This window comes from Pectobacterium wasabiae CFBP 3304, from assembly GCF_001742185.1.
In the GTDB taxonomy this organism is placed as follows: Bacteria; Pseudomonadota; Gammaproteobacteria; order Enterobacterales; family Enterobacteriaceae; genus Pectobacterium; species Pectobacterium wasabiae.
In genome coordinates this window covers 885,642-906,364 of record NZ_CP015750.1, presented here as the reverse complement: position 1 = coordinate 906,364, position 20,723 = coordinate 885,642, and the positions used below count along the sequence as shown (strand labels likewise).

19 protein-coding genes are annotated in these 20,723 nt (G+C 51.8%); 14 read left to right on the top strand and 5 right to left on the bottom strand.

Annotated elements, in window-relative coordinates; translation table 11 throughout:
* Positions 1–42: 42 nt before the first annotated feature.
* A complete protein-coding gene (locus A7983_RS04020) occupies positions 43–777 on the top strand; it encodes an AzlC family ABC transporter permease (protein WP_039478406.1) in 735 nt (244 codons plus the stop codon).
* Positions 774–1,085 (top strand): AzlD domain-containing protein, encoded by a 312-nt coding sequence (locus tag A7983_RS04015; RefSeq protein ID WP_005975267.1) that lies wholly within the window; start codon positions 774–776, stop codon positions 1,083–1,085. Before A7983_RS04020 ends, A7983_RS04015 begins: the two co-directional genes overlap by 4 nt.
* Before the next feature lie 63 nt (positions 1,086–1,148).
* Here the strand turns inward: A7983_RS04015 and leuD are convergent, their stop codons facing one another.
* The 4 genes from leuD to leuA are packed head-to-tail and all read right to left on the bottom strand — an operon-like array spanning position 1,149 to position 5,857.
* Positions 1,149–1,751 carry a 3-isopropylmalate dehydratase small subunit gene (leuD, locus tag A7983_RS04010; RefSeq protein WP_005975265.1) on the bottom strand — a complete coding sequence of 201 codons (603 nt, stop codon included), beginning with the start codon at positions 1,749–1,751 and terminating at the stop codon, positions 1,149–1,151.
* Positions 1,752–1,764: 13 nt separating this feature from the next.
* Positions 1,765–3,165: a 3-isopropylmalate dehydratase large subunit gene (gene leuC, locus A7983_RS04005; RefSeq protein WP_005975263.1), complete on the bottom strand. Its 1,401-nt coding sequence runs from the start codon at positions 3,163–3,165 to the stop codon at positions 1,765–1,767.
* Between the two features lie 2 nt (positions 3,166–3,167).
* Complete coding sequence (leuB, locus tag A7983_RS04000) at positions 3,168–4,259, bottom strand: 3-isopropylmalate dehydrogenase (protein WP_005975261.1); 1,092 nt, start codon at positions 4,257–4,259, stop codon at positions 3,168–3,170.
* Entirely contained in the window at positions 4,259–5,857 is a 1,599-nt protein-coding gene (gene leuA, locus A7983_RS03995) for a 2-isopropylmalate synthase (RefSeq protein ID WP_005975259.1), read from the bottom strand. Before leuA ends, leuB begins: the two co-directional genes overlap by 1 nt.
* A gap of 411 nt (positions 5,858–6,268) precedes the next feature.
* Between leuA and A7983_RS03990 the strand changes: the two genes are divergently transcribed.
* From A7983_RS03990 to cra, 4 genes are all read left to right on the top strand, one after another.
* On the top strand, positions 6,269–8,074 hold the full coding sequence (locus A7983_RS03990) for an AMP-dependent synthetase/ligase (protein WP_005975257.1): 1,806 nt from the start codon (positions 6,269–6,271) through the stop codon (positions 8,072–8,074).
* A 350-nt stretch (positions 8,075–8,424) separates the two neighbouring features.
* A complete protein-coding gene (gene ilvI / locus A7983_RS03985; RefSeq protein ID WP_005975255.1) occupies positions 8,425–10,143 on the top strand; it encodes an acetolactate synthase 3 large subunit in 1,719 nt (572 codons plus the stop codon).
* A gap of 2 nt (positions 10,144–10,145) precedes the next feature.
* Entirely contained in the window at positions 10,146–10,637 is a 492-nt protein-coding gene (gene ilvN, locus A7983_RS03980; protein ID WP_005975253.1) for an acetolactate synthase small subunit, read from the top strand.
* Between the two features lie 268 nt (positions 10,638–10,905).
* Complete coding sequence (gene cra, locus A7983_RS03975) at positions 10,906–11,910, top strand: catabolite repressor/activator (protein WP_005975251.1); 1,005 nt, start codon at positions 10,906–10,908, stop codon at positions 11,908–11,910.
* 66 nt (positions 11,911–11,976) lie between these two features.
* On the opposite strand, the gene A7983_RS03970 is transcribed toward cra, so the two are convergent.
* Complete coding sequence (locus A7983_RS03970) at positions 11,977–12,414, bottom strand: L-alanine exporter AlaE (RefSeq protein WP_005975249.1); 438 nt, start codon at positions 12,412–12,414, stop codon at positions 11,977–11,979.
* A gap of 303 nt (positions 12,415–12,717) precedes the next feature.
* On the opposite strand from A7983_RS03970, the gene A7983_RS24645 reads away from it, so the two are divergent.
* The 8 genes from A7983_RS24645 (at position 12,718) to mraY (ending at position 20,723) form a co-directional block, all read left to right on the top strand.
* Positions 12,718–12,846: a hypothetical protein gene (locus tag A7983_RS24645; protein WP_005975247.1), complete on the top strand. Its 129-nt coding sequence runs from the start codon at positions 12,718–12,720 to the stop codon at positions 12,844–12,846.
* A 459-nt stretch (positions 12,847–13,305) separates the two neighbouring features.
* Positions 13,306–13,764 carry a division/cell wall cluster transcriptional repressor MraZ gene (mraZ, locus tag A7983_RS03965; protein ID WP_005975245.1) on the top strand — a complete coding sequence of 153 codons (459 nt, stop codon included), beginning with the start codon at positions 13,306–13,308 and terminating at the stop codon, positions 13,762–13,764.
* Positions 13,765–13,766: 2 nt separating this feature from the next.
* The gene (rsmH, locus tag A7983_RS03960) at positions 13,767–14,711 is read left to right on the top strand and encodes a 16S rRNA (cytosine(1402)-N(4))-methyltransferase RsmH (RefSeq protein ID WP_005975242.1); all 945 of its coding nucleotides are present in this window, start codon (positions 13,767–13,769) and stop codon (positions 14,709–14,711) included.
* A complete protein-coding gene (gene ftsL / locus A7983_RS03955; protein ID WP_005975240.1) occupies positions 14,708–15,025 on the top strand; it encodes a cell division protein FtsL in 318 nt (105 codons plus the stop codon). Before rsmH ends, ftsL begins: the two co-directional genes overlap by 4 nt.
* 26 nt (positions 15,026–15,051) lie before the next feature.
* Positions 15,052–16,815, top strand: a complete 1,764-nt coding sequence (locus A7983_RS03950; protein WP_005975238.1) for a peptidoglycan glycosyltransferase FtsI — start codon at positions 15,052–15,054, stop codon at positions 16,813–16,815.
* On the top strand, positions 16,802–18,289 hold the full coding sequence (gene murE / locus A7983_RS03945; RefSeq protein ID WP_005975236.1) for a UDP-N-acetylmuramoyl-L-alanyl-D-glutamate--2,6-diaminopimelate ligase: 1,488 nt from the start codon (positions 16,802–16,804) through the stop codon (positions 18,287–18,289). Before A7983_RS03950 ends, murE begins: the two co-directional genes overlap by 14 nt.
* Positions 18,286–19,647, top strand: a complete 1,362-nt coding sequence (gene murF / locus A7983_RS03940) for a UDP-N-acetylmuramoyl-tripeptide--D-alanyl-D-alanine ligase (RefSeq protein WP_005975234.1) — start codon at positions 18,286–18,288, stop codon at positions 19,645–19,647. The genes murE and murF overlap by 4 nt, the downstream gene beginning before the upstream one ends.
* Complete coding sequence (gene mraY / locus A7983_RS03935) at positions 19,641–20,723, top strand: phospho-N-acetylmuramoyl-pentapeptide-transferase (protein ID WP_005975233.1); 1,083 nt, start codon at positions 19,641–19,643, stop codon at positions 20,721–20,723. The genes murF and mraY overlap by 7 nt, the downstream gene beginning before the upstream one ends.

Here is a 20,723-nt window from a genome sequence, read left to right as displayed (position 1 = left end):
TAATTTTCCGCTATCGATTTATTTATGGTAGTGCAAGGTTATATGGAAAACACCGTAGCCCGTTCATCGTCGTCATCAAAAGACGCGATTAGCCCGTGGAAGCACTTTATGACCGGCGTGGTTGAAATGCTTCCTCTCTGTTTATCAGTTGTGCCCTGGGGGATTCTTGCTGGTTCGATGGCTATTCAATCGGGATTATCCGTCGGGCAAAGTATCGGGATGTCAGCGATTATTTTCGCGGGGGCAGCGCAGCTCGTTTCGCTGGGCTTACTCATGTCCGGGGCGAATGTTGCGACGCTATTAATCTCCGTGTTTTTTATCACCGCACAGCACCTGATATATGGTCTGACGCTACGCGAATATGTTTCAACCTTAAAATTAAGAAAACGACTGCCTATTGGTTTTTTATTATCAGATGAACTCTTTGCGCTCAGTGAAAAGAAAGATCGAAAGAACAATGTCAGCGCCAGTTATTTAATCGGTGCGGGTTTTACCTTTTATGTTTTTTGGAATATCTTCAGCATCCTCGGTGTGCTCATGGCGTCTTCGGTGCCTGACTTGGATAAGTATCACCTTGATTACTCTATTGTTGCCACGTTCATCACCATCGTTGTACCGATGATCAAGAAGATCAGCACTTTTTCTGGCGTCCTGTTCTCTCTGCTGCTGTCGATGCTATTGACCTACTTCAAGATAGAAGGCGCCATCGCTATTGCCGGTGTCGGCGGTATGTTTTTCTCGGTATTCATCGCATCTGTGCTTAAGGAAGAGAAATGAGTTGGTTATTGATATTCGTTCTGTCGGGGATCGTGTTTTTTAATCGCTATATCTTTCTTGAGCCCGCCGTACCGGTAAAAATTCCGGCTTTACTCCATCGAGCATTAAAGTATTCAGCGCCTTGTTTACTCACTGCGATTTGCGGACCGATTATTTTAATGGACCACGGCGTGATTCGCGCCTTTCCTGATAACCCTTATTTTCTCGGCGCGATTGTGAGCATCGTGATTTCATTTTTTATCAGAAATATTGTGATAGCCGTGCTCTTAAGTATGCTGGTTTTTTATATGATTGCCGCCTTGCTTTAGCGTTTAATTTAAAAAAGAAAAAGCTCGCAAGGATGCGAGCTTCAGACTATCAGTAATCTTAAATCAGTTCAGAAAGGCTGGCTGATTCTTTTCATACTCGGTAATCGATGCTTCGTGTTGCAGCGTCAGACCGATGCTGTCTAATCCGTTGATCATACAGTGACGGCGGAAGCTGTCGATTTCAAACGGATAACGTTTACTACCTGCCTGAACGACCTGATTTTCTAGATCGACGGTGAAGGTAATCCCTTCCTGACCGTCAACCAGTTTGAACAGCTCGTCCACTTCTTCGTCGCTCAACTTCACTGGCAGCAACTGGTTGTTAAACGAGTTGCCGTAGAAAATATCGGCGAAGCTTGGGGCGATAACAACATTGAAACCGTAATCGGTCAGCGCCCACGGCGCGTGCTCACGGGAAGAGCCACAGCCGAAATTTTCGCGCGCCAGCAGGATACTTGCCCCTTTGTATTGTGGCTTGTTCAGCACAAACTCAGGGTTGGGCTGTTGGCCTGCATCGTCCAGAAAACGCCAGTCGTGAAACAGGTGTTGGCCGAAACCGGTACGCGTCACCTTTTGCAGAAACTGCTTCGGAATGATGGCATCAGTATCGACGTTAGCGGCATCCAGAGGAACCACCAGACCTGTGTGTTGGGTAAATTTAGCCATGTCGGTTTCTCTCTTAATTCAACTCGCGGACGTCGGCAAAGCGACCCGTCACCGCCGCAGCCGCAGCCATTGCCGGGCTGACCAGATGGGTGCGGCCAGCGCGCCCCTGACGGCCTTCAAAGTTACGGTTGCTGGTTGATGCACAACGTTCGCCAGGGTTCAGGCGGTCATTGTTCATCGCCAGACACATGGAGCAGCCCGGTAAGCGCCACTCAAAACCGGCTTCGATGAACACTTTATCCAGCCCTTCCAGCTCCGCCATGGTTTTTACCGGGCCGGAGCCGGGTACGACGATAGCCTGAACGCCAGCAGCGACTTTACGTCCTTTGGCAATCTCTGCCGCCGCGCGTAAATCTTCGATACGCGAGTTGGTGCAAGAACCAATGAAGACTTTATCGATCTTCACGTCGGTCAGTTTAATGCCGGGTTGCAGATCCATATACGCCAGCGCTTTGGCAGCAGAGGCGCGCTCTACCGGATCGCTGAAAGAATCAGGGTTAGGGATTTCCTGATTGACGGCGATAACCTGACCGGGGTTAGTGCCCCAGGTGACCTGTGGTGCAATCTGCGCGGCATCCAGCGTGACGATAGTGTCGAACTGCGCGTCATCATCGGATTGCAGCGTGCTCCAGTAGGCAACGGCGGCGTCCCAGTTGGCGTCTTTCGGTGCAAACTGGCGGCCTTTCAGGTAGTTGAACGTGGTTTCATCCGGTGCAACCAGACCCGCCTTCGCACCCATCTCAATGGCCATGTTACACAGCGTCATACGGCCTTCCATGCTCAGTGCACGAATCGCTTTGCCGCAGAACTCAACCACATGGCCGGTGCCGCCCGCGCTACCGGTTTTACCGATGATCGCCAGCACGATGTCTTTTGCGGTGATGCCGTGTGCCGCATCGCCGGTGACTTCAATCTTCATGGTTTTGGCACGACCCTGTTTCAGGGTTTGCGTCGCCAGCACATGTTCCACTTCCGACGTACCGATACCGAAAGCCAGTGAACCAAATGCGCCGTGCGTTGCCGTGTGTGAGTCACCGCAAACGATGGTCATACCCGGCAGCGTCATCCCTTGTTCAGGACCGATAACGTGAACGATACCCTGATTCGGGTGGTTCAGGTCATACAGTTGAACGCCGAATTCCGCACAGTTCTTGATTAACTCTTGCATCTGAATGCGAGCCATCTCACCGCTGGCATTGATGTCCTTGGTCTGCGTGGACACGTTGTGGTCCATGGTCGCGAAGGTTTTCCCCGGCTGACGAACCTTGCGGCCCATCGCACGCAGGCCGTCGAACGCCTGCGGGGAAGTCACTTCGTGCACCAGATGCCTGTCGATATACAGCAGCGGTGTTTCGTTCGGCGCTTCATGCACGATGTGCGCGTCGTACAGTTTTTGATATAACGTCTTACCCATGGTTATGCCCCTTGCGCCACGAAACGCGCAATCACGTCGCCCATTTCACTGGTACCGATCGCGTTGCTGGCGCTTGCCAGATCGGCGGTGCGGTAGCCTTCAGCCAGCGCAGTATTGACGGCTTTTTCGATTGCCTCTGCGGCATCATCCGCCCCCAGGCTGTAACGCAGCAGCAGCGCCAGTGACAGAATCTGCGCGATCGGGTTGGCAATGTCTTTACCCGCGATATCTGGTGCGGAACCGCCAGCAGGCTCGTACAAGCCGAAGCCTTGCTCGTTCAAGCTCGCGGAAGGCAGCATGCCCATTGAGCCGGTAATCATGGCGCACTCGTCGGACAGAATGTCACCGAACAGGTTAGAACACAGCATCACGTCAAACTGAGACGGATCTTTGATTAATTGCATTGTCGCGTTATCGATATACAGATGGGACAACTGCACATCTGGGTAGGCTTTAGCGACTTCCGTGACGATCTCGCGCCACAGAATAGAGCTTTGCAGCACGTTGGCTTTATCGATGGAGGTCACGATGCTACGGCGTTTACGGGCGGATTCAAACGCGATGTGCGCGATGCGTTCAATCTCGAAACGGTGATACACCTCGGTATCGAAAGCGCGCTCATACTGACCGCTACCTTCACGGCCTTTCGGCTGACCGAAATAGATCCCACCCGTCAGTTCGCGGACGCACAGGATATCAAAGCCTTTTGCGGCGATGTCGCTACGCAGTGGACAAAACGCTTCCAGCCCTTGATACAGACGTGCAGGGCGCAGGTTGCTGAACAATTTGAAGTGCTTACGCAAAGGCAGTAACGCACCGCGCTCTGGCTGCTCTGCCGGTGGCAAATGTTCCCATTTCGGGCCGCCCACGGAACCGAACAGGATCGCATCGGCCTGCTCACAGCCCGCAACGGTTGCCTGTGGCAACGGTGTGCCCTGACGGTCAATGGCGATACCGCCAACGTCGTATTCACTGGTGGTAATGCGGATACCAAAACGCTGACGCACCGCATCCAGTACTTTGTGGGCCTGTGCCATTACTTCTGGGCCAATGCCGTCTCCGGGTAAAACGGCGATATGGTAGCTCTTTGTCATCACACTGTTTCCTGACTGTTTTGTTGTTTGCTATCGTTTTGTTGTTGGTTATTGTGCTGTTGCAGACGCTGAATTTCTTTTTCTACCTGCTGAGCACGTTTGATGTTGTTTAATACATTTACCATTGCCTGTGCGGAAGATTCAACGATATCCGTTGCCAAACCGACGCCGTGGAAGCGACGCCCCTGATAATCTGCGACGATATCAACCTGACCCAGCGCATCACGCCCCTGTCCTTTGGCCGTCAGTTGGTATTTAACCAGCGAAATTTGGTAACCCGTAATGCGGTTGATCGCCTGATAAACGGCATCTACCGGACCATTACCCGTTGCGGCTTCTGACTGGGTTTCTTCACCACAGATCAGCTTGACTGAAGCGGTTGCCATCACGCTGGAACCAGACTGAACGCTGAAATAGTCCAAACTGTAGAATTCGGGTTCTTCCTGCTGACGGCTGATAAAGGCCAGCGCTTCCAGATCGTAATCAAACACCTGACCTTTTTTATCTGCCAGTTTCAGGAAGGCGGAGTACAAATCGTCCAGATTGTAATCGCTGTCCTGATAGCCCATCTCTTCCATGCGGTGTTTCACCGCCGCGCGGCCAGAACGGGAAGTCAGGTTCAACTGCACCTCTTTCAGGCCGATGGATTCTGGCGTCATGATTTCGTAGTTTTCACGATTTTTCAGCACGCCATCCTGATGAATGCCTGAAGAGTGGGCGAAGGCGTTGGCACCGACGACCGCTTTGTTGGCAGGAATAGGCATGTTGCAAATCTGGCTGACCAGTTGGCTGGTGCGGTAAATTTCCTGATGATTGATGTTGGTGTGGACATTCAGGAGGTTATGGCGGGTTTTTATCGCCATAATCACTTCTTCCAGTGAGCAGTTACCCGCACGTTCACCGATACCATTCAACGTGCCTTCTACCTGACGAGCCCCTGCGTGAACCGCCGCCATGGCATTGCCGACGGCCAAGCCCAGATCGTCGTGAGTGTGAACAGAAATGATGGCTTTATCGATATTCGGAACATGTTGGTACAGCGAAGCAATGATATTACCGAACTCATGCGGCATGGTGTAGCCGACAGTGTCCGGGATATTAATGGTACGTGCACCAGCGTTGATGGCCGCTTCGACCACGCGACACAGATCGGGGATTGGCGTGCGGCCCGCATCTTCGCAGGAGAATTCAACATCGTCTGTGTAGTTACGCGCGCGTTTGATCATGTAGATAGCGCGTTCAATCACCTCATCCAGCGTGCTGCGCAACTTGGTGGCGATGTGCATCGGTGAGGTGGCAATGAAGGTGTGAATACGGAAGGCGTCTGCGACACGCAACGCTTCTGCGGCGACATCGATATCCTTTTCGACACAGCGGGTCAGACCGCATACACGACTATTTTTGATGTTGCGGGCAATGGTCTGAACGGATTCAAAGTCGCCAGGAGAGGACACGGGAAAGCCAACTTCCATGACATCAACGCCCATACGCTCCAGAGCAAAGGCAATTTGCAGCTTTTCTTTTACGCTCAAACTCGCCTGTAAAGCCTGTTCACCATCGCGTAATGTGGTATCAAAAATAATGACTTGCTCGCTCATCGGTTTAGTTCCTTGTCGTGTCTACTTTGTACTTGGCGCTCGGCGAGTAAAAAAAAACCCGCGCATCAGCGCGGGTTTTTGTATCGTGTGGCGAGAAACTTAGTTCTTAACTCTGCCCACAAACCTACCGCGCAAGAAGGATGCGTTTAGTAGTAGGCCTAGTAGGACAGCAAAGTTGAACATGGGATCTCGTCATCTAAAATTCGGTGTTGCATTATTGGTACGCGATTATCAGGGTTATGTCAACTTTTGATTGATGTGACGTGCGTCAAGTAAACCAGCGATAGCCAACGACGAATGAACGAAAGATCGTTGCGGTTTTGAACAATGGCGGTAGACTGCACGCCAAATAATATACAGCTGTACGCTGAAACGCTGTCACATTCATTTCCCTTATAAATTCTTTTACAGATGACTAATCATTTACAGCCATACCATGTGGTGCACCGGGTTCAAGATCGGATCAATCACTGCGCAGGTCGTATTGCGTTGCGCGAGTGGACGCCTGCGGGCGAGCAGCAACTCACCTGGACACAGGCAGGACAGCGCATTCAGCGCATTGCCAGCGCGCTCTTAGCGCAGGGCGTGGATGTTCAGGAACGGGTTGCGATTTTCTCTCATAACTCGATGAATTGGTCGCTGGCCGACCTTGCGCTATTACACCTGCGTGCGATCAGCGTGCCAATTTATGCCACGAATACGGCGGCACAGGCGGCGTTCATTATTAATGATGCGGATATCCGCACGATCTTCGTCGGTGGTCAGGAGCAGTTGGATGCGCTGCTGGTGCTACGTGATGCCTGCCCACAGTTACGAAATATTATCGTGATGGATGAGGGCGTTAACCTGCACGGTAGCGATATTGCGCAATCTCTGCATGAGTTTGAAGCGCAGGCAGTAGACGATTTCTGGCGTGATGAATGGCAAACACGCATCGACAGTCGCGATCTTAACGATCTGTTTACGCTGATTTATACCTCTGGCACCACGGGTGAACCAAAAGGCGTCATGCTGGATTACACCAACATGGCGATGCAGCTTAAGCTGCACGACGAGCGCTTGAGCATGTCGGAAAACGATGTCTCACTGAGTTTCTTACCACTTTCCCATGTATTCGAACGTGCCTGGAGCTTCTTCGTGATGCACTGTGGCGCACAGAACGTGTACCTCAGCGATACGAATCTGGTGCGTGGCGCGATGCAGGCGGTGAAGCCGACGGTGATGTGCGCCGTCCCCCGTTTTTATGAGAAAGTGTATAGCGCCATTCATGAAAAAGTGGCACAGGCACCGTGGTATCGTCAACGACTCTTCAACTGGGCTATCGCGCAGGGGCAGCATGCTTTTCTGGCTAAGCAGGCGGCGAAAAAAGGTAACCTCTTACGCCGCATCCTGCACCACTATGCCGACCGATTGGTGTTAGGGAAACTGCGTCAGCTTCTGGGGGGCGAAATTCGCTTTATGCCCGCAGCAGGCGCACGACTGGATGACAACATTATTCTGTTTTTCCGGTCGATCGGGATTCGCATTATTTATGGTTATGGCATGACCGAAACCTGCGCGACGGTTTCCTGCTGGGAAGAAGGCCGCTTCCGCTTAGGCTCTATTGGCACGCCGCTACCGGGCATTGAGGTTCGCATTGGCGAGGAAAAAGAGATCCAAGTGCGTGGCGCGACCATCATGCGGGGTTATTTCCATCGTCCGCAGGAAACTGCAGAAACCTTTACCGAAGACGGCTGGCTGAAAACCGGTGATGCAGGAGAGCTGGATGCTAACGGAAACCTGTTTATTACCGAGCGCTTGAAAGATCTGATGAAAACCTCGGGCGGTAAATATATTGCACCGCAGCATCTGGAAGGGACACTGGGGCAGGATCGCTTCATCGAACAGGTTGCGATTATCGCGGACACGCGTAAGTACGTTTCAGCACTGATCGTTCCTTGTTTCGAGGCACTGGAAGAATACGCTCGCTCCATCAACTTGAAGTACCACGATCGTCTGGAATTGTTGCGTCACAGCCATATTATTGAACTGTTCGAACAGCGCCTGCGGGAGATGCAGAAAGAGCTTTCCCGCGTTGAGCAGGTGAAGAAATTCACGCTGCTGCCAGTACCGTTTTCGATGGCGGAAGGAGAGTTGACGCCAACGCTCAAGCTGCGCAGGAAGATCATCAACCAGCGTTATCAACTGGAAATTGATGCGATGTACGCGGAATCTTGATGATGTCGTAGGCCGAAAAATTCGTCTCCTGAAAAGAAATGTGGTTTTTCGGCCTCAAAATTTCACTCTGTAATTCACGTCCTTTATGGACGATCTCTCAGGTCTACAGGTTCCTGGCTAGTATTTTATCTCAGTTCTTTTTTCACTCACGTTCGATTTCCCCTCGGCCTGATTAGGAGCGGTGGTTTTTTGCCGTTTGTCTGCGTCATAATCTGGCGTTATGTTAATGGGTTATTAGCAATCCCTATAATATTTCGTAAAGTTAACAGTATTAACACAACGTGAGCGCGGGGATTCCCCCCGGTCAATACAGAAACGGGCTCCGTTTTCTGAACAAAAGAGGCAGATCCATGGAGATGTTGTCAGGCGCCGAAATGGTGGTCCGATCGTTGATCGATCAGGGCGTAAAACATGTGTTCGGTTATCCGGGCGGTGCGGTGTTGGATATTTACGACGCCCTACACACGGTTGGCGGTATCGAGCATATTTTGGTGCGGCATGAGCAAGGTGCAGCGCATATGGCCGATGGCTATGCGCGCGCGACGGGTGAGGTCGGCGTTGTGCTGGTTACCTCCGGTCCCGGTGCGACAAACGCCATCACCGGTATTGCCACGGCGTATATGGACTCCATTCCTATGGTGGTGTTGTCCGGTCAGGTTGCCACCTCGCTGATTGGCTATGATTCCTTTCAGGAATGCGACACGGTGGGCATTTCCCGCCCTATCGTGAAGCACAGCTTTCTGGTCAAGAAAGTTGAAGATGTCCCGACGATCCTGAAAAAAGCCTTTTACCTGGCATCAACCGGACGTCCGGGGCCAGTGGTCGTCGATCTACCCAAAGACATCATGAGTCCGGCGAATAAACTGCCGTATGTTTATCCCGAAAGCGTCAGCATGCGCTCTTACAGCCCAACGGTTCAAGGGCACAAAGGTCAGATTCGTCGTGCGTTGCAAACCCTGCTGGCGGCAGAAAAGCCGATTATCTACAGCGGTGGTGGCGTGATTAACGCGGAGTGCCACGAAGAACTGCTGGCGCTGGCGGAAAAGCTCAATCTGCCAGTAACAACGTCTCTGATGGGGCTGGGCGGCTTCCCAGGGACGCACCGTCAATGCCTCGGCATGCTGGGGATGCACGGGACGTATGAAGCCAACATGGCTATGCATAACGCCGATGTGATTTTTGCCGTTGGGGTGCGCTTCGATGACCGCACGACGAACAATTTGGCGAAGTACTGCCCGAATGCGACGGTATTGCATATTGATATCGATCCTGCGTCGATTTCCAAAACGGTAAACGCAGATATCCCTATCGTGGGCGATGCCAAACAGGTGCTAAGCCTGATACTGGAGTTGTTGGAACAGGATGGCGCACCGCAGCAGTTCGATGCGCTGCGCGACTGGTGGCAGGGTATCGAGCAATGGCGTGGGCGTCACTGTCTGAAATACGACACCGAAAGCGACAAGATTAAACCGCAGGCGGTGATTGAAACGTTGCATCGGCTGACCGAAGGCAAAGCCTATGTCGCATCGGATGTCGGTCAGCACCAAATGTTTGCTGCGCTGTATTATCCTTTCGATTTACCACGCCGCTGGGTGAACTCTGGCGGTCTGGGGACGATGGGCTTTGGCCTGCCCGCCGCGTTGGGTATCAAGCTTGCGCTACCGGAAGAAACGGTCATTTGTGTCACGGGCGATGGCAGTATTCAGATGAATATTCAGGAGCTTTCTACGGCACTGCAATATGATCTGCCGGTCGTGGTGATCAACCTGAACAACCGTTTCCTCGGCATGGTGAAGCAGTGGCAGGATATGATTTACTCTGGCCGCCATTCTAGTTCTTATATGGAATCGTTGCCGGATTTCGTCAAGCTGGCTGAAGCGTACGGTCACGTCGGGATTTCTATCGATACGCCGGACGAACTGGAAAGTAAGCTGTCACAAGCGCTGGCGCAGAAAGATCGCCTGGTGTTTGTTGATATCAACATCGATAGCAGCGAGCATGTTTACCCCATGCAGATTCGCGGCGGGGCGATGGATGAAATGTGGTTGAGCAAAACGGAGAGGACCTGATCATGCGTCGGATTTTATCAGTATTACTTGAGAATGAATCAGGCGCTTTATCACGTGTCGTCGGTCTGTTTTCACAGCGTGGCTACAACATCGAAAGCCTGACGGTAGCGCCAACCGAAGACCCTACGCTATCCCGAATGACGATTCAGACGGTAGGCGATGAGAAAGTGTTGGAGCAGATCGAAAAGCAACTGCACAAGCTGGTGGATGTCCTGCGCGTCAGCGAACTGGGGCAGGGTGCGCACGTTGAGCGAGAGATCATGCTGGTCAAGCTACAGGCCACAGGCTATGGCCGTGAAGAAGTGAAGCGCTGTGCCGATATTTTCCGCGGCCAGATTGTGGATGTCACCGCCTCGCTGTATACCGTACAGCTTGCTGGCACCAGCGATAAACTGGATGCATTCCTCAGTGCCGTGCGTGAAGTTGCCGAAATTGTTGAAGTGGCACGCTCTGGGATCGTCGGTGTATCGCGCGGCGACAAAATCATGCGTTAATCGACTTTTCGCTGCTTTTTCCTTTAAGAGGCCCGATAATAGCATCGGGCTTTTTTATTTCCCTTATCTGATATCGGTGCAATGTATTTCAGGTTAAAAGACGTCCATTATTGATGTGACGACTTGAAATATGTGGGTAACGTGATAAAAGCAGTTGCCGTACAAAAGCTTCTGCTGTTAGATCTACGCCATATCCATGATGATTTTATGGTCATCACACTATTTGTTTAGCCGGCCTACTTATTTTCCGGCCTACTAAGGGGTTACCGTGAAACTGGATGAAATCGCGCGTCTTGCGGGTGTTTCACGCACGACAGCCAGCTATGTCATTAACGGGAAAGCCAAACAATATCGCGTAAGCGATAAGACCGTTGAGAAAGTCATGGCTGTCGTCAGGGAGCACAATTATCATCCCAACGCCGTCGCGGCTGGATTACGCGCTGGGCGCACACGTTCAATTGGCCTGGTTATTCCCGATCTGGAAAATACCAGCTATACGCGCATCGCCAATTATCTGGAGCGTCAGGCCAGACAGCGCGGATATCAGTTATTAATCGCGTGTTCCGAGGATCAGCCGGATAACGAGATGCGCTGTATTGAACATTTGTTACAGCGTCAGGTTGATGCGATTATCGTTTCTACCGCGTTGCCACCTGAGCACCCGTTTTATCAGCGTTGGATAAACGGTGGCCTGCCGATTATTGCATTAGATCGGGCATTAGATCGTGAGCACTTTACCAGCGTGGTGGGGGCCGATCTTGAAGATGCCGAAATGCTGGCGCAAGAATTAAGGAAAATGCCTGCGAAATCGGTACTCTATCTTGGTGCCTTGCCTGAACTCTCCGTCAGTTTCCTGCGTGAACAGGGGTTCCGTCAGGCGTGGGCAGGCGATCCGCGTGAAGTGAATTATCTTTACTCCAATAGCTATGAGCGGGTAGCCGCTGCTGCTGCGTTTATGGATTATTTGAACAATAATCCTATGCCTGATGCGTTGTTCACCACCTCATTCCCACTATTGCAGGGGGTGATGGACGTTAACCTGAAGATTAACGGGCGGTTGCCGAATAATTTGGCTATCGCGACCTTTGGGGATAATGAACTGTTGGATTATCTGGAATGCCCAGTATTGTCTGTTGCCCAGCGCCATCGTGAAGTTGCAGAGCGTGTGCTGGAGTTGGTGTTAGCCAGTCTGGATGAACCGAAAAGGCCGAAGCCTGGCTTGAATCGTATTCGGCGTAATCTGTACCGCCGTGGCTCACTGAGCCGCGCGTAATATCCCCTGCCTTTCTGCGCCATAGATTGCTATGGCGCCTCTTCTTCATCCGATCTCAATGCATTTTTATGGCAGTGCGACTCGGAATAGCCGACGGCAGTATTCCAAAAAATAGCCATACGTTACGCCCATCACCATTGATATCACCAGATTACTGGTGACGGCGGTCAGGATTTGTGCTGGGTTTGCCCCAATAACCCAGAGGATCACGGCATAAACAGGGGATTGAAAACTGACATACGCAAACAGGTCGGCAACGCTACGCACCAGGAAATGGTCGCCACCGCGACGTTTAGCCATATTCAGCACGCGATCGCGATAAAGCCCATATGGCCAGGCAATAGCAATATTGACAGGGATAGATAGCAGGCGTGAAGACAGTGACTGCTCAAAGCTCATCCCGGAAAGCATGATTTCAATCGCCATGCCGATGATGAAACAATAGACAACGAGCGCAAAGGTATCTGCGGTGGCGCTTCGCAATCGTGACGTCGGGGAAAACATACCTGGCTGCTCCAATCTTAGGATGGATAAACTGGTTAGGTTGGTTTGGATGGTTTTTTGTTATGTCTTATTTAATTTGTGTAGTTTACATCACTGATATATTAGCTTGGTATTAGTGAAAAATTTTTATTTACGAACGTTTTTTCTATTTTTCCGCTACTTTATGTTTATCCAGTAAATTTCTTGTTTTTTTATCGCGAGATGAAATTTAAAATTATTTAAAAACAAAGTATTAATTTGTTTTTGGGCCGTGGCGTTCCTGCAACGCGTTAATTATGTGAAAGCCTTAAAGGAAGTGAGGGAATGACCGATAAACAGAGGTTGCTTTTGACGCCCTTGCTTAAGGCTTCTCAGGATGTGCTGGTGTTCATTTTATTCGATGCGTTTCCTGAACCTGTTTTTCTTTTCGTAGGAAGCCGTATTCATCGGTGAGAGGGCATGAATGAGCGTAAATCGACAGATTAATAAAGAATCGATGATGTTGATGTTAAAAATGTGACATTGAGCAAATGTTAACAGTCATGTATGGTTTTGCGGGCTACGGTAGGCCTTGGTATTCAAGGCGTTCGGTTTAATGAGACTATTCTGAATAGTCTTTATCTTTGGTATCAGGTTGTGACAATGAAAATAATCTATATGCCGAAGTTGGTGGCGATATGTTTGCAATGAACCCTTTTTACTGAAAATTTTCCTCAAATTATCATGATGTTAATCACTGCTAATTCTGACTCCTTATTCTTTTTACCTCTATGCTGGCCCAAATTCATTCAGGAATAATCCCAAAGCGCGTCTGCTCTGGCTTGACAAGGTTTTCATACCCTCCGTACACTCTTAAAGGTGGGATTTTGTGGGGTAAAGTGGTGAAAAAGGCGATGGAGGGGTAATTCAGGTATGTTTCGTGGGGCTACGCTGGTTAACCTCGACAGTAAAGGGCGTCTTGCTGTGCCTACCCGATACCGGGAAATGCTGAACGAGGAATCGCAAGGTCAAATGGTTTGCACCATTGACTTGCATCAGCCCTGCCTGCTGCTTTATCCCTTACCCGAATGGGAAATCATTGAACAAAAATTGTCTCGCTTGTCGAGCATGAACCCCGCTGAGCGTCGTGTGCAGCGTTTGTTATTGGGGCATGCCAGCGAGTGTCAAATGGATAGTGCAGGACGTTTGTTGATTGCGAATACGTTAAGGCAGCATGCGGACCTTAAAAAAGAAGTGATGCTAGTCGGGCAGTTCAACAAGTTTGAACTGTGGGATGAACAGACTTGGTATCAACAGGTCAAGGATGATATTGACGCTGAACAATCGACTCAGGAACCTTTGTCTGAGCGGTTGCAGGACTTATCGCTATAGTCATGCTGGAAAATTATAAACATACCTCCGTCCTGTTGGATGAGGCCGTAAATGGCCTGAATATTCGCAGCGGCGGCACATACATCGACGGTACATTTGGCCGTGGCGGTCACTCCCGTCTGATTCTTTCCCAACTGGGGCCGGAAGGGCGTCTGTTAGCTATCGACCGCGATCCTCAGGCCATTGAAGCCGCCAAGGCGATTGACGATCCGCGTTTCTCTATCATCCATGGGCCGTTCTCTGCAATGGCGGAGTATGTTGCTGAACGTGGGCTGACCGGACAGATCGATGGTGTTCTGCTCGATCTTGGCGTTTCTTCCCCGCAGCTTGATGATCCTGAGCGTGGGTTCTCATTCATGCGTGATGGTCCGCTAGATATGCGTATGGATCCGACGCGCGGTTTGTCTGCTGCCGAATGGCTGATGAAAGCAGAAGCTGACGATATTGTCTGGGTCTTGAAAACGTTCGGTGAAGAGCGTTTTGCCAAGCGGATTGCCCGCGCCATTGTGGAACGTAATCGTACCGAGCCGATGACGCGGACAAAAGAACTGGCGGAATTGATTGCGGCTGCTAGCCCGGTTCGCGAAAAGCATAAACATCCGGCAACGCGCAGTTTTCAGGCGATCCGCATTTATATCAATAGCGAACTGGAAGAGATCGAGCGTGCGTTAGAAGGTGCGCTGAGCGTACTGGCTCCGCAGGGGCGTCTGTCGGTGATCAGCTTCCACTCGTTAGAAGATCGGATTGTGAAACGGTTCATCCGTCATCAAAGTCGTGGGCCACAGGTGCCTGCTGGTCTACCGCTAACGGAAGAACAACTGCGCAGCCAGGGTGGACAGACGTTAAAGCCTGTCGGAAAGAAACTGATGCCTTCGGAAGACGAAGTGGCAGAAAACCCGCGTGCGCGTAGTTCCGTGCTGCGGTTTGCTGAGAGACTGTCAGCGTGATCGGTAACGAACGGCATACGCTGGTCGGTGTCATCGGTGAGGATCTGCTGCGTAATGCAAAACTCCCGGTGCTGCTGATCGTTGCCGTGTTGGTTTCTGCCGTCTTTGTCGTAACGACGGCGCACCGGACGCGTTTGCTGACTGCAGAACGCGAACAGCTTCTGCTGGAGCGTGATGCGCTGGATATCGAATGGCGAAATCTGATCCTGGAGGAAAACTCATTAGGGGATCATAGCCGCGTTGAGCGGATCGCGACGGAAAAACTGCAAATGGGGCATGTCGATCCGTCACAGGAAAATATTGTGGTTAAGTAATGAACTAAATAGGCAACCAGCTAAGCATGAAAGCAGCCCGTACAGGAAAGTTAAAGCGCCAGGAAGATCAAGCCAGCTTTGTTAGCTGGCGTTTTGCGTTGCTTTGCGGCTGTATCCTGCTTGCGATGGTTGGCTTGATGGCTCGTGCGGCATATCTTCAGGTGATCAATCCAGACAAACTGGTGCGCGAAGGCGATATGCGTTCCCTGCGCGTTCAGGAAGTGCCAACGGCGCGCGGTATGATCAGCGATCGCGCCGGTCGCCCCCTGGCCGTCAGTGTACCCGTGAATGCCGTTTGGGCAGATCCGAAAGAAGTGAACGATCGTGGCGGTATTACACTGGATACGCGCTGGAAAGCACTTTCTGATGCGCTTGATATTCCGTTAGATCAGTTGGCAACCAAGATCAATACTAACCCTAAAGGGCGCTTCGTTTATCTGGCGCGTCAGGTTAACCCGGCTATTGGTGAATACGTTCATAAGCTGAAATTACCAGGTATTAATCTGCGGCAGGAGTCCCGTCGGTACTATCCTTCAGGGCAAGTGACCTCTCACCTCATTGGTTTCACCAATATCGATGGGCAAGGCATTGAAGGCGTTGAGAAAAGTTTTGACCGCTGGCTGACTGGGCAACCCGGTGAGCGGACCGTGCGTAAAGACCGATTTGGTCGCGTGATTGAAGATATCTCCTCTGTTGACAGCCAGGCCGCACATAATCTGGCGCTCAGTATTGATGAGCGTTTGCAAGCGCTGGTTTACCGCGAGCTCAATAATGCTGTTGCCTTTAACAAAGCCGAATCGGGAACGGCCGTACTGGTCGATGTGAATACTGGCGAAGTGTTGGCAATGGCAAATAGCCCGTCTTATAACCCGAATAATCTGGCGGGTACGCCGAAAGACATCATGCGTAACCGCGCGATTACCGATATTTTCGAACCAGGTTCTACCGTTAAACCGATGGTGGTGATGACGGCCTTGCAGCGCGGCGTGGTGAAAGAGAACAGCGTACTCAACACGCTGCCGTATTACGTCAATGGTCATGAAATCAAAGATGTGGCGCGTTACAGTGAATTAACGCTGACGGGCGTGCTCCAAAAATCGAGTAACGTCGGTGTCTCCAGGCTGGCGTTAGCGATGCCTTCCTCTGCGTTAGTAGATACTTACGCGCGCTTTGGATTAGGAAAAGCGACCAATTTGGGGTTGGTCGGAGAAAGCAGTGGCTTATACCCTCAAAAACAACGGTGGTCTGACGTAGAGCGGGCCACCTTTTCTTTCGGCTATGGGCTGATGGTAACCCCATTACAGTTAGCGCGAGTCTATGCCACGATTGGCAGTTTCGGTATTTACCGCCCGCTGTCGATTACCAGAGTCGATCCCCCCGTGCCTGGCGAGCGTGTCTTCCCTGAAGCGCTGGTGCGTTCAGTGGTACACATGATGGAAAGCGTTGCACTACCCGGCGGTGGCGGCACCAAGGCAGCTATCAAGGGCTACCGTATCGCGATTAAAACCGGCACGGCCAAGAAAGTCGGCCCAGATGGTAAATACATCAACAAATATATTGCCTATACGGCGGGTGTGGCGCCAGCCAGTAACCCACGTTTTGCTCTGGTTGTCGTGATTAACGATCCGCAGGCAGGGAAGTACTACGGCGGCGCGGTTTCTGCGCCAATCTTTGGCGCCATCATGGGTGGCGTTCTGCGTACGATGAATATCGAACCGGATGCGTTGCCAGTGGGCGACAAAAACGAGTTTGTAATTAATAGAGAAGAGGGATCAGGTGGCAGATCGTAATTTGCGCGATTTACTTGCGCCGTGGGTGCAAGACACCCCGGAGCTCGCGCTGCGGGAAATGACATTAGACAGCCGCGTCGCGGCTGCCGGGGATCTGTTTGTCGCGATTGTCGGGCACAAAGCAGATGGACGGCGCTATATTCCGCAGGCAATTGCGCAAGGCGTAGCAGCGATTGTTGCTGAAGCAGAAGGTGAAACTGCTGATGGCACCGTTCGCGAAATGCACGGTGTGCCAGTGGTCTATCTCAGTAATCTGAACCAGCGGCTTTCCGCGCTGGCAGGCCGTTTTTATCAGCAACCGGCGGAAAGATTACAGCTAATTGGCGTAACGGGAACCAACGGGAAAACGACAACGACTCAGCTTCTGGCGCAGTGGAGCCAGGCGTTAGGCGAAACGAGCGCAGTGATGGGTACCGTAGGCAATGGCCTATTGGGGCGAGCCATTCCGACAGAGAATACGACAGGGTCTGCTGTCGATGTTCAGCAGGTGCTGAGCCAGTTGGTAGAGCAAGGCGCGACGTTTGCTGCAATGGAAGTGTCTTCCCACGGGTTGGTACAAAACCGCGTGGCCGCGCTGCCTTTTACGGCGGCAGTGTTCACCAATCTGAGCCGCGACCATCTTGATTACCACGGTGATATGGAAAGCTATGAAGCGGCCAAGTGGGCACTGTTCGCTGAGCATCGCGTAGGCCAGATGATTATCAATGCTGATGATGAGGTTGGGCTGCGTTGGCTAGCCAAGTTGCCAGACGCGGTTGCTGTAACGATGGAAAACAATTTGGTCCCCGGCTGCCGTGGGCGCTGGCTGAAAGCGACACAGATTGATTATCACGATAACGGCGCCACGATTGCGTTTGATTCAAGCTGGGGACATGGCGAAATTGAAAGTCGCCTGATGGGGGCGTTTAACGTCAGCAATATGCTGCTGGCATTAGCAACATTGCTGTCTCTTGGCTATCCGCTCGACAAGCTCGTTATTGCTGGATCGCAACTGCAACCTGTATGCGGTCGCATGGAAGTTTTCCATGCTGAAGGAAAGCCAACGGTCGTTGTTGATTATGCCCATACGCCGGATGCGCTGGAAAAAGCGCTTGAAGCGGCGCGTTTGCACTGTCTGGGCAAACTCTGGTGCGTATTTGGCTGCGGCGGCGATCGCGATAAAGGTAAGCGCCCACTTATGGGCGGTATTGCAGAACAACTGGCCGATCGCGTTGTAGTGACTGACGATAACCCGCGCAGTGAAGAACCTCAGGCGATCGTTACCGATATTCTCTCTGGGCTGCTAGATGCCGGGCGCGTCCAGGTGATACATGGACGTGCTGAGGCTGTCACCAGTGCGATCATGCAGGCGCAGGAAAATGACGTGGTGCTGGTTGCAGGAAAAGGGCACGAAGATTACCAACTGGTTGGCAATCAGCGTCTTGATTATTCCGATCGCATTACCGTTGCTCGCTTGCTGGGGGTGATCGCATGATTCGCGTTTCTTTGCAGCAACTTGCCACGGCGCTGAATGCGCAGCTAATGGGTGAGAACATTGATATTGAAGATGTTTCAACCGATACGCGTCAACTGACGTCCGGCTGTTTGTTTGTCGCGCTGAAAGGCGACAAATTCGATGCACATGATTACGCAGCAGATGCAGTAAAAGGCGGTGCGGCGGCCCTGTTAGTCAGTAAGCGCTTACATATCGATGTACCGCAATTGCTGGTGAGCGATACGCGTTTAGCGTTAGGGCAATTGGGTGCCTGGGTTCGTCAGCAGTCAACGGCGCGCGTTGTTGCACTGACTGGTTCTTCCGGCAAAACCTCGGTTAAAGAGATGACGGCAGCGATCCTGCGCCAGTGTGGCTCGGTGCTGTATACCGCGGGTAACTTCAACAACGATATTGGTGTGCCGTTAACGCTGCTGCGTCTGACAGAGGAACACCAGTTTGCGGTGATTGAACTAGGGGCGAATCACATTGGTGAGATTGCCTATACCACCGATCTGGTGCGGCCAGAAAGTGCGCTGGTCAATAACTTGGCTGCTGCACATCTGGAAGGTTTTGGTTCACTGGCCGGTGTAGCGCAGGCAAAAGGTGAGATTTTTTCTGGTTTGCCAGCCGACGGCGTAGCGATCGTAAATGCGGACAGCAACGATTTCCCGCACTGGCAGGTCACGCTGAATCATAAAACCGTCTGGCATTTCTCGCCACAGGCCGCTTGCGACATCGATTTTTTTGCCAGCGATGTAGTCGTTTTAGCACAGGGTACGCGCTTCACTCTGCATACACCGTTTGGCGAAACGCAGGTTTTGCTGCCTTTACCTGGTCGACATAATGTGTCGAATGCGTTGGCGGCAACGGCGCTGGCGATGTCCGTCGGGGCGACTCTGGACGCGGTTAAAGTCGGATTATCTCAGCTTCAAGCGGTGCCGGGGCGATTATTTCCGATCACGTTGTCTGAAGGCAAGCTACTGCTGGATGACAGTTATAACGCCAACGTGGGCTCGATGACGGCCGCGGCACAGGTACTGGCAGAGATGCCGGGTTACCGCGTGATGGTTGTCGGTGATATGGGCGAGCTGGGTGATGATGCCCCTGAGTGTCACCGTCAGGTGGGCGAAGCGGCGCGTATTGCGGGCATCGATCGCGTATTGAGTGTCGGAACGTTGAGTAAATTGATAAGCCAAAGCAACGGTAATGGTGAGCATTTTCACGATAAGGCCGCGCTCGTTTCACGTTTGAAGGTGCTGATGTCAGAACATAACGTCATCAGCGTATTGGTCAAAGGCTCTCGCAGCGCTGCGATGGAGCAAGTTGTACACGCATTACAGGAGAATGCTCAATGTTAGTATGGCTGGCCGAACATTTGGCCAAACTTTATACCGGTTTTAACGTCTTTTCTTATTTGACGTTCCGCGCCATTGTCAGCCTGCTGACCGCATTGGTTATTTCCTTATGGATGGGGCCGCATATGATCGCCTGGCTGCAACGTTTGCAGATTGGGCAGGTTGTGCGTAGCGAAGGGCCGGAATCGCATTTTAGCAAGCGCGGAACCCCGACAATGGGGGGCGTGATGATCCTGGTGGCGATTATCGTTTCCGTTCTGATGTGGGCGAATTTGTCTAACCCGTATGTCTGGTGCGTACTGCTTGTGTTAGCGGGCTATGGTGCAGTCGGTTTTGTTGATGATTACCGCAAAGTGGTGCGTAAGGATACCAAAGGGCTGATTGCCCGCTGGAAATATTTCTGGCAGTCCGTGATTGCGCTCGTGGTGGCTTTCACCATGTACTCCATCGGTAAAGATACGCCAGCCACGCAGTTGGTTGTGCCGTTTTTCAAAGATGTGATGCCGCAGTTGGGCCTGCTGTATGTCGCGCTGGCCTATTTTGTGATTGTAGGAACGAGTAATGCCGTAAACCTGACTGATGGCCTGGATGGGCTGGCAATCATGCCGACCGTGTTTGTTGCTGCTGGCTTTGCGCTGGTGGCATGGGCAACGGGGAACATGAATTTTGCCGGCTATCTGCATATTCCGTATATCCGTCATGCCAGTGAACTGGTGATCGTCTGCACCGCGATTGTCGGTGCAGGGCTTGGGTTCCTGTGGTTTAACACCTATCCGGCGCAGGTCTTCATGGGAGACGTAGGTTCGCTGGCACTGGGCGGCGCACTGGGTACTATCGCGGTACTGCTGCGTCAGGAGTTTTTGTTAGTGATTATGGGCGGTGTCTTCGTGGTTGAAACGCTGTCGGTGATCCTGCAAGTTGGGTCCTTTAAGTTACGCGGGCAGCGGATTTTCCGCATGGCACCGATTCATCATCATTATGAACTTAAGGGCTGGCCGGAACCGCGCGTGATTGTGCGCTTCTGGATTATTTCGTTGATGCTGGTGCTGATTGGCCTGGCAACGCTGAAGGTACGATAA

Coding starts and splice junctions, on each gene's coding strand:
- murF (WP_005975234.1), top strand. CDS start 18,286: ATGATTCGCGTTTCTTTGCAGCAACTTGCCACGGCGCTGAATGCGCAG.
- ilvI (WP_005975255.1), top strand. CDS start 8,425: ATGGAGATGTTGTCAGGCGCCGAAATGGTGGTCCGATCGTTGATCGAT.
- ilvN (WP_005975253.1), top strand. CDS start 10,146: ATGCGTCGGATTTTATCAGTATTACTTGAGAATGAATCAGGCGCTTTA.
- leuC (WP_005975263.1), bottom strand. CDS start 3,165: ATGGGTAAGACGTTATATCAAAAACTGTACGACGCGCACATCGTGCAT.
- A7983_RS04015 (WP_005975267.1), top strand. CDS start 774: ATGAGTTGGTTATTGATATTCGTTCTGTCGGGGATCGTGTTTTTTAAT.
- A7983_RS03970 (WP_005975249.1), bottom strand. CDS start 12,414: ATGTTTTCCCCGACGTCACGATTGCGAAGCGCCACCGCAGATACCTTT.
- mraZ (WP_005975245.1), top strand. CDS start 13,306: ATGTTTCGTGGGGCTACGCTGGTTAACCTCGACAGTAAAGGGCGTCTT.
- A7983_RS04020 (WP_039478406.1), top strand. CDS start 43: ATGGAAAACACCGTAGCCCGTTCATCGTCGTCATCAAAAGACGCGATT.
- leuA (WP_005975259.1), bottom strand. CDS start 5,857: ATGAGCGAGCAAGTCATTATTTTTGATACCACATTACGCGATGGTGAA.
- A7983_RS24645 (WP_005975247.1), top strand. CDS start 12,718: ATGACCGATAAACAGAGGTTGCTTTTGACGCCCTTGCTTAAGGCTTCT.
- A7983_RS03950 (WP_005975238.1), top strand. CDS start 15,052: ATGAAAGCAGCCCGTACAGGAAAGTTAAAGCGCCAGGAAGATCAAGCC.
- leuD (WP_005975265.1), bottom strand. CDS start 1,751: ATGGCTAAATTTACCCAACACACAGGTCTGGTGGTTCCTCTGGATGCC.
- A7983_RS03990 (WP_005975257.1), top strand. CDS start 6,269: ATGACTAATCATTTACAGCCATACCATGTGGTGCACCGGGTTCAAGAT.
- mraY (WP_005975233.1), top strand. CDS start 19,641: ATGTTAGTATGGCTGGCCGAACATTTGGCCAAACTTTATACCGGTTTT.
- leuB (WP_005975261.1), bottom strand. CDS start 4,259: ATGACAAAGAGCTACCATATCGCCGTTTTACCCGGAGACGGCATTGGC.
- rsmH (WP_005975242.1), top strand. CDS start 13,767: ATGCTGGAAAATTATAAACATACCTCCGTCCTGTTGGATGAGGCCGTA.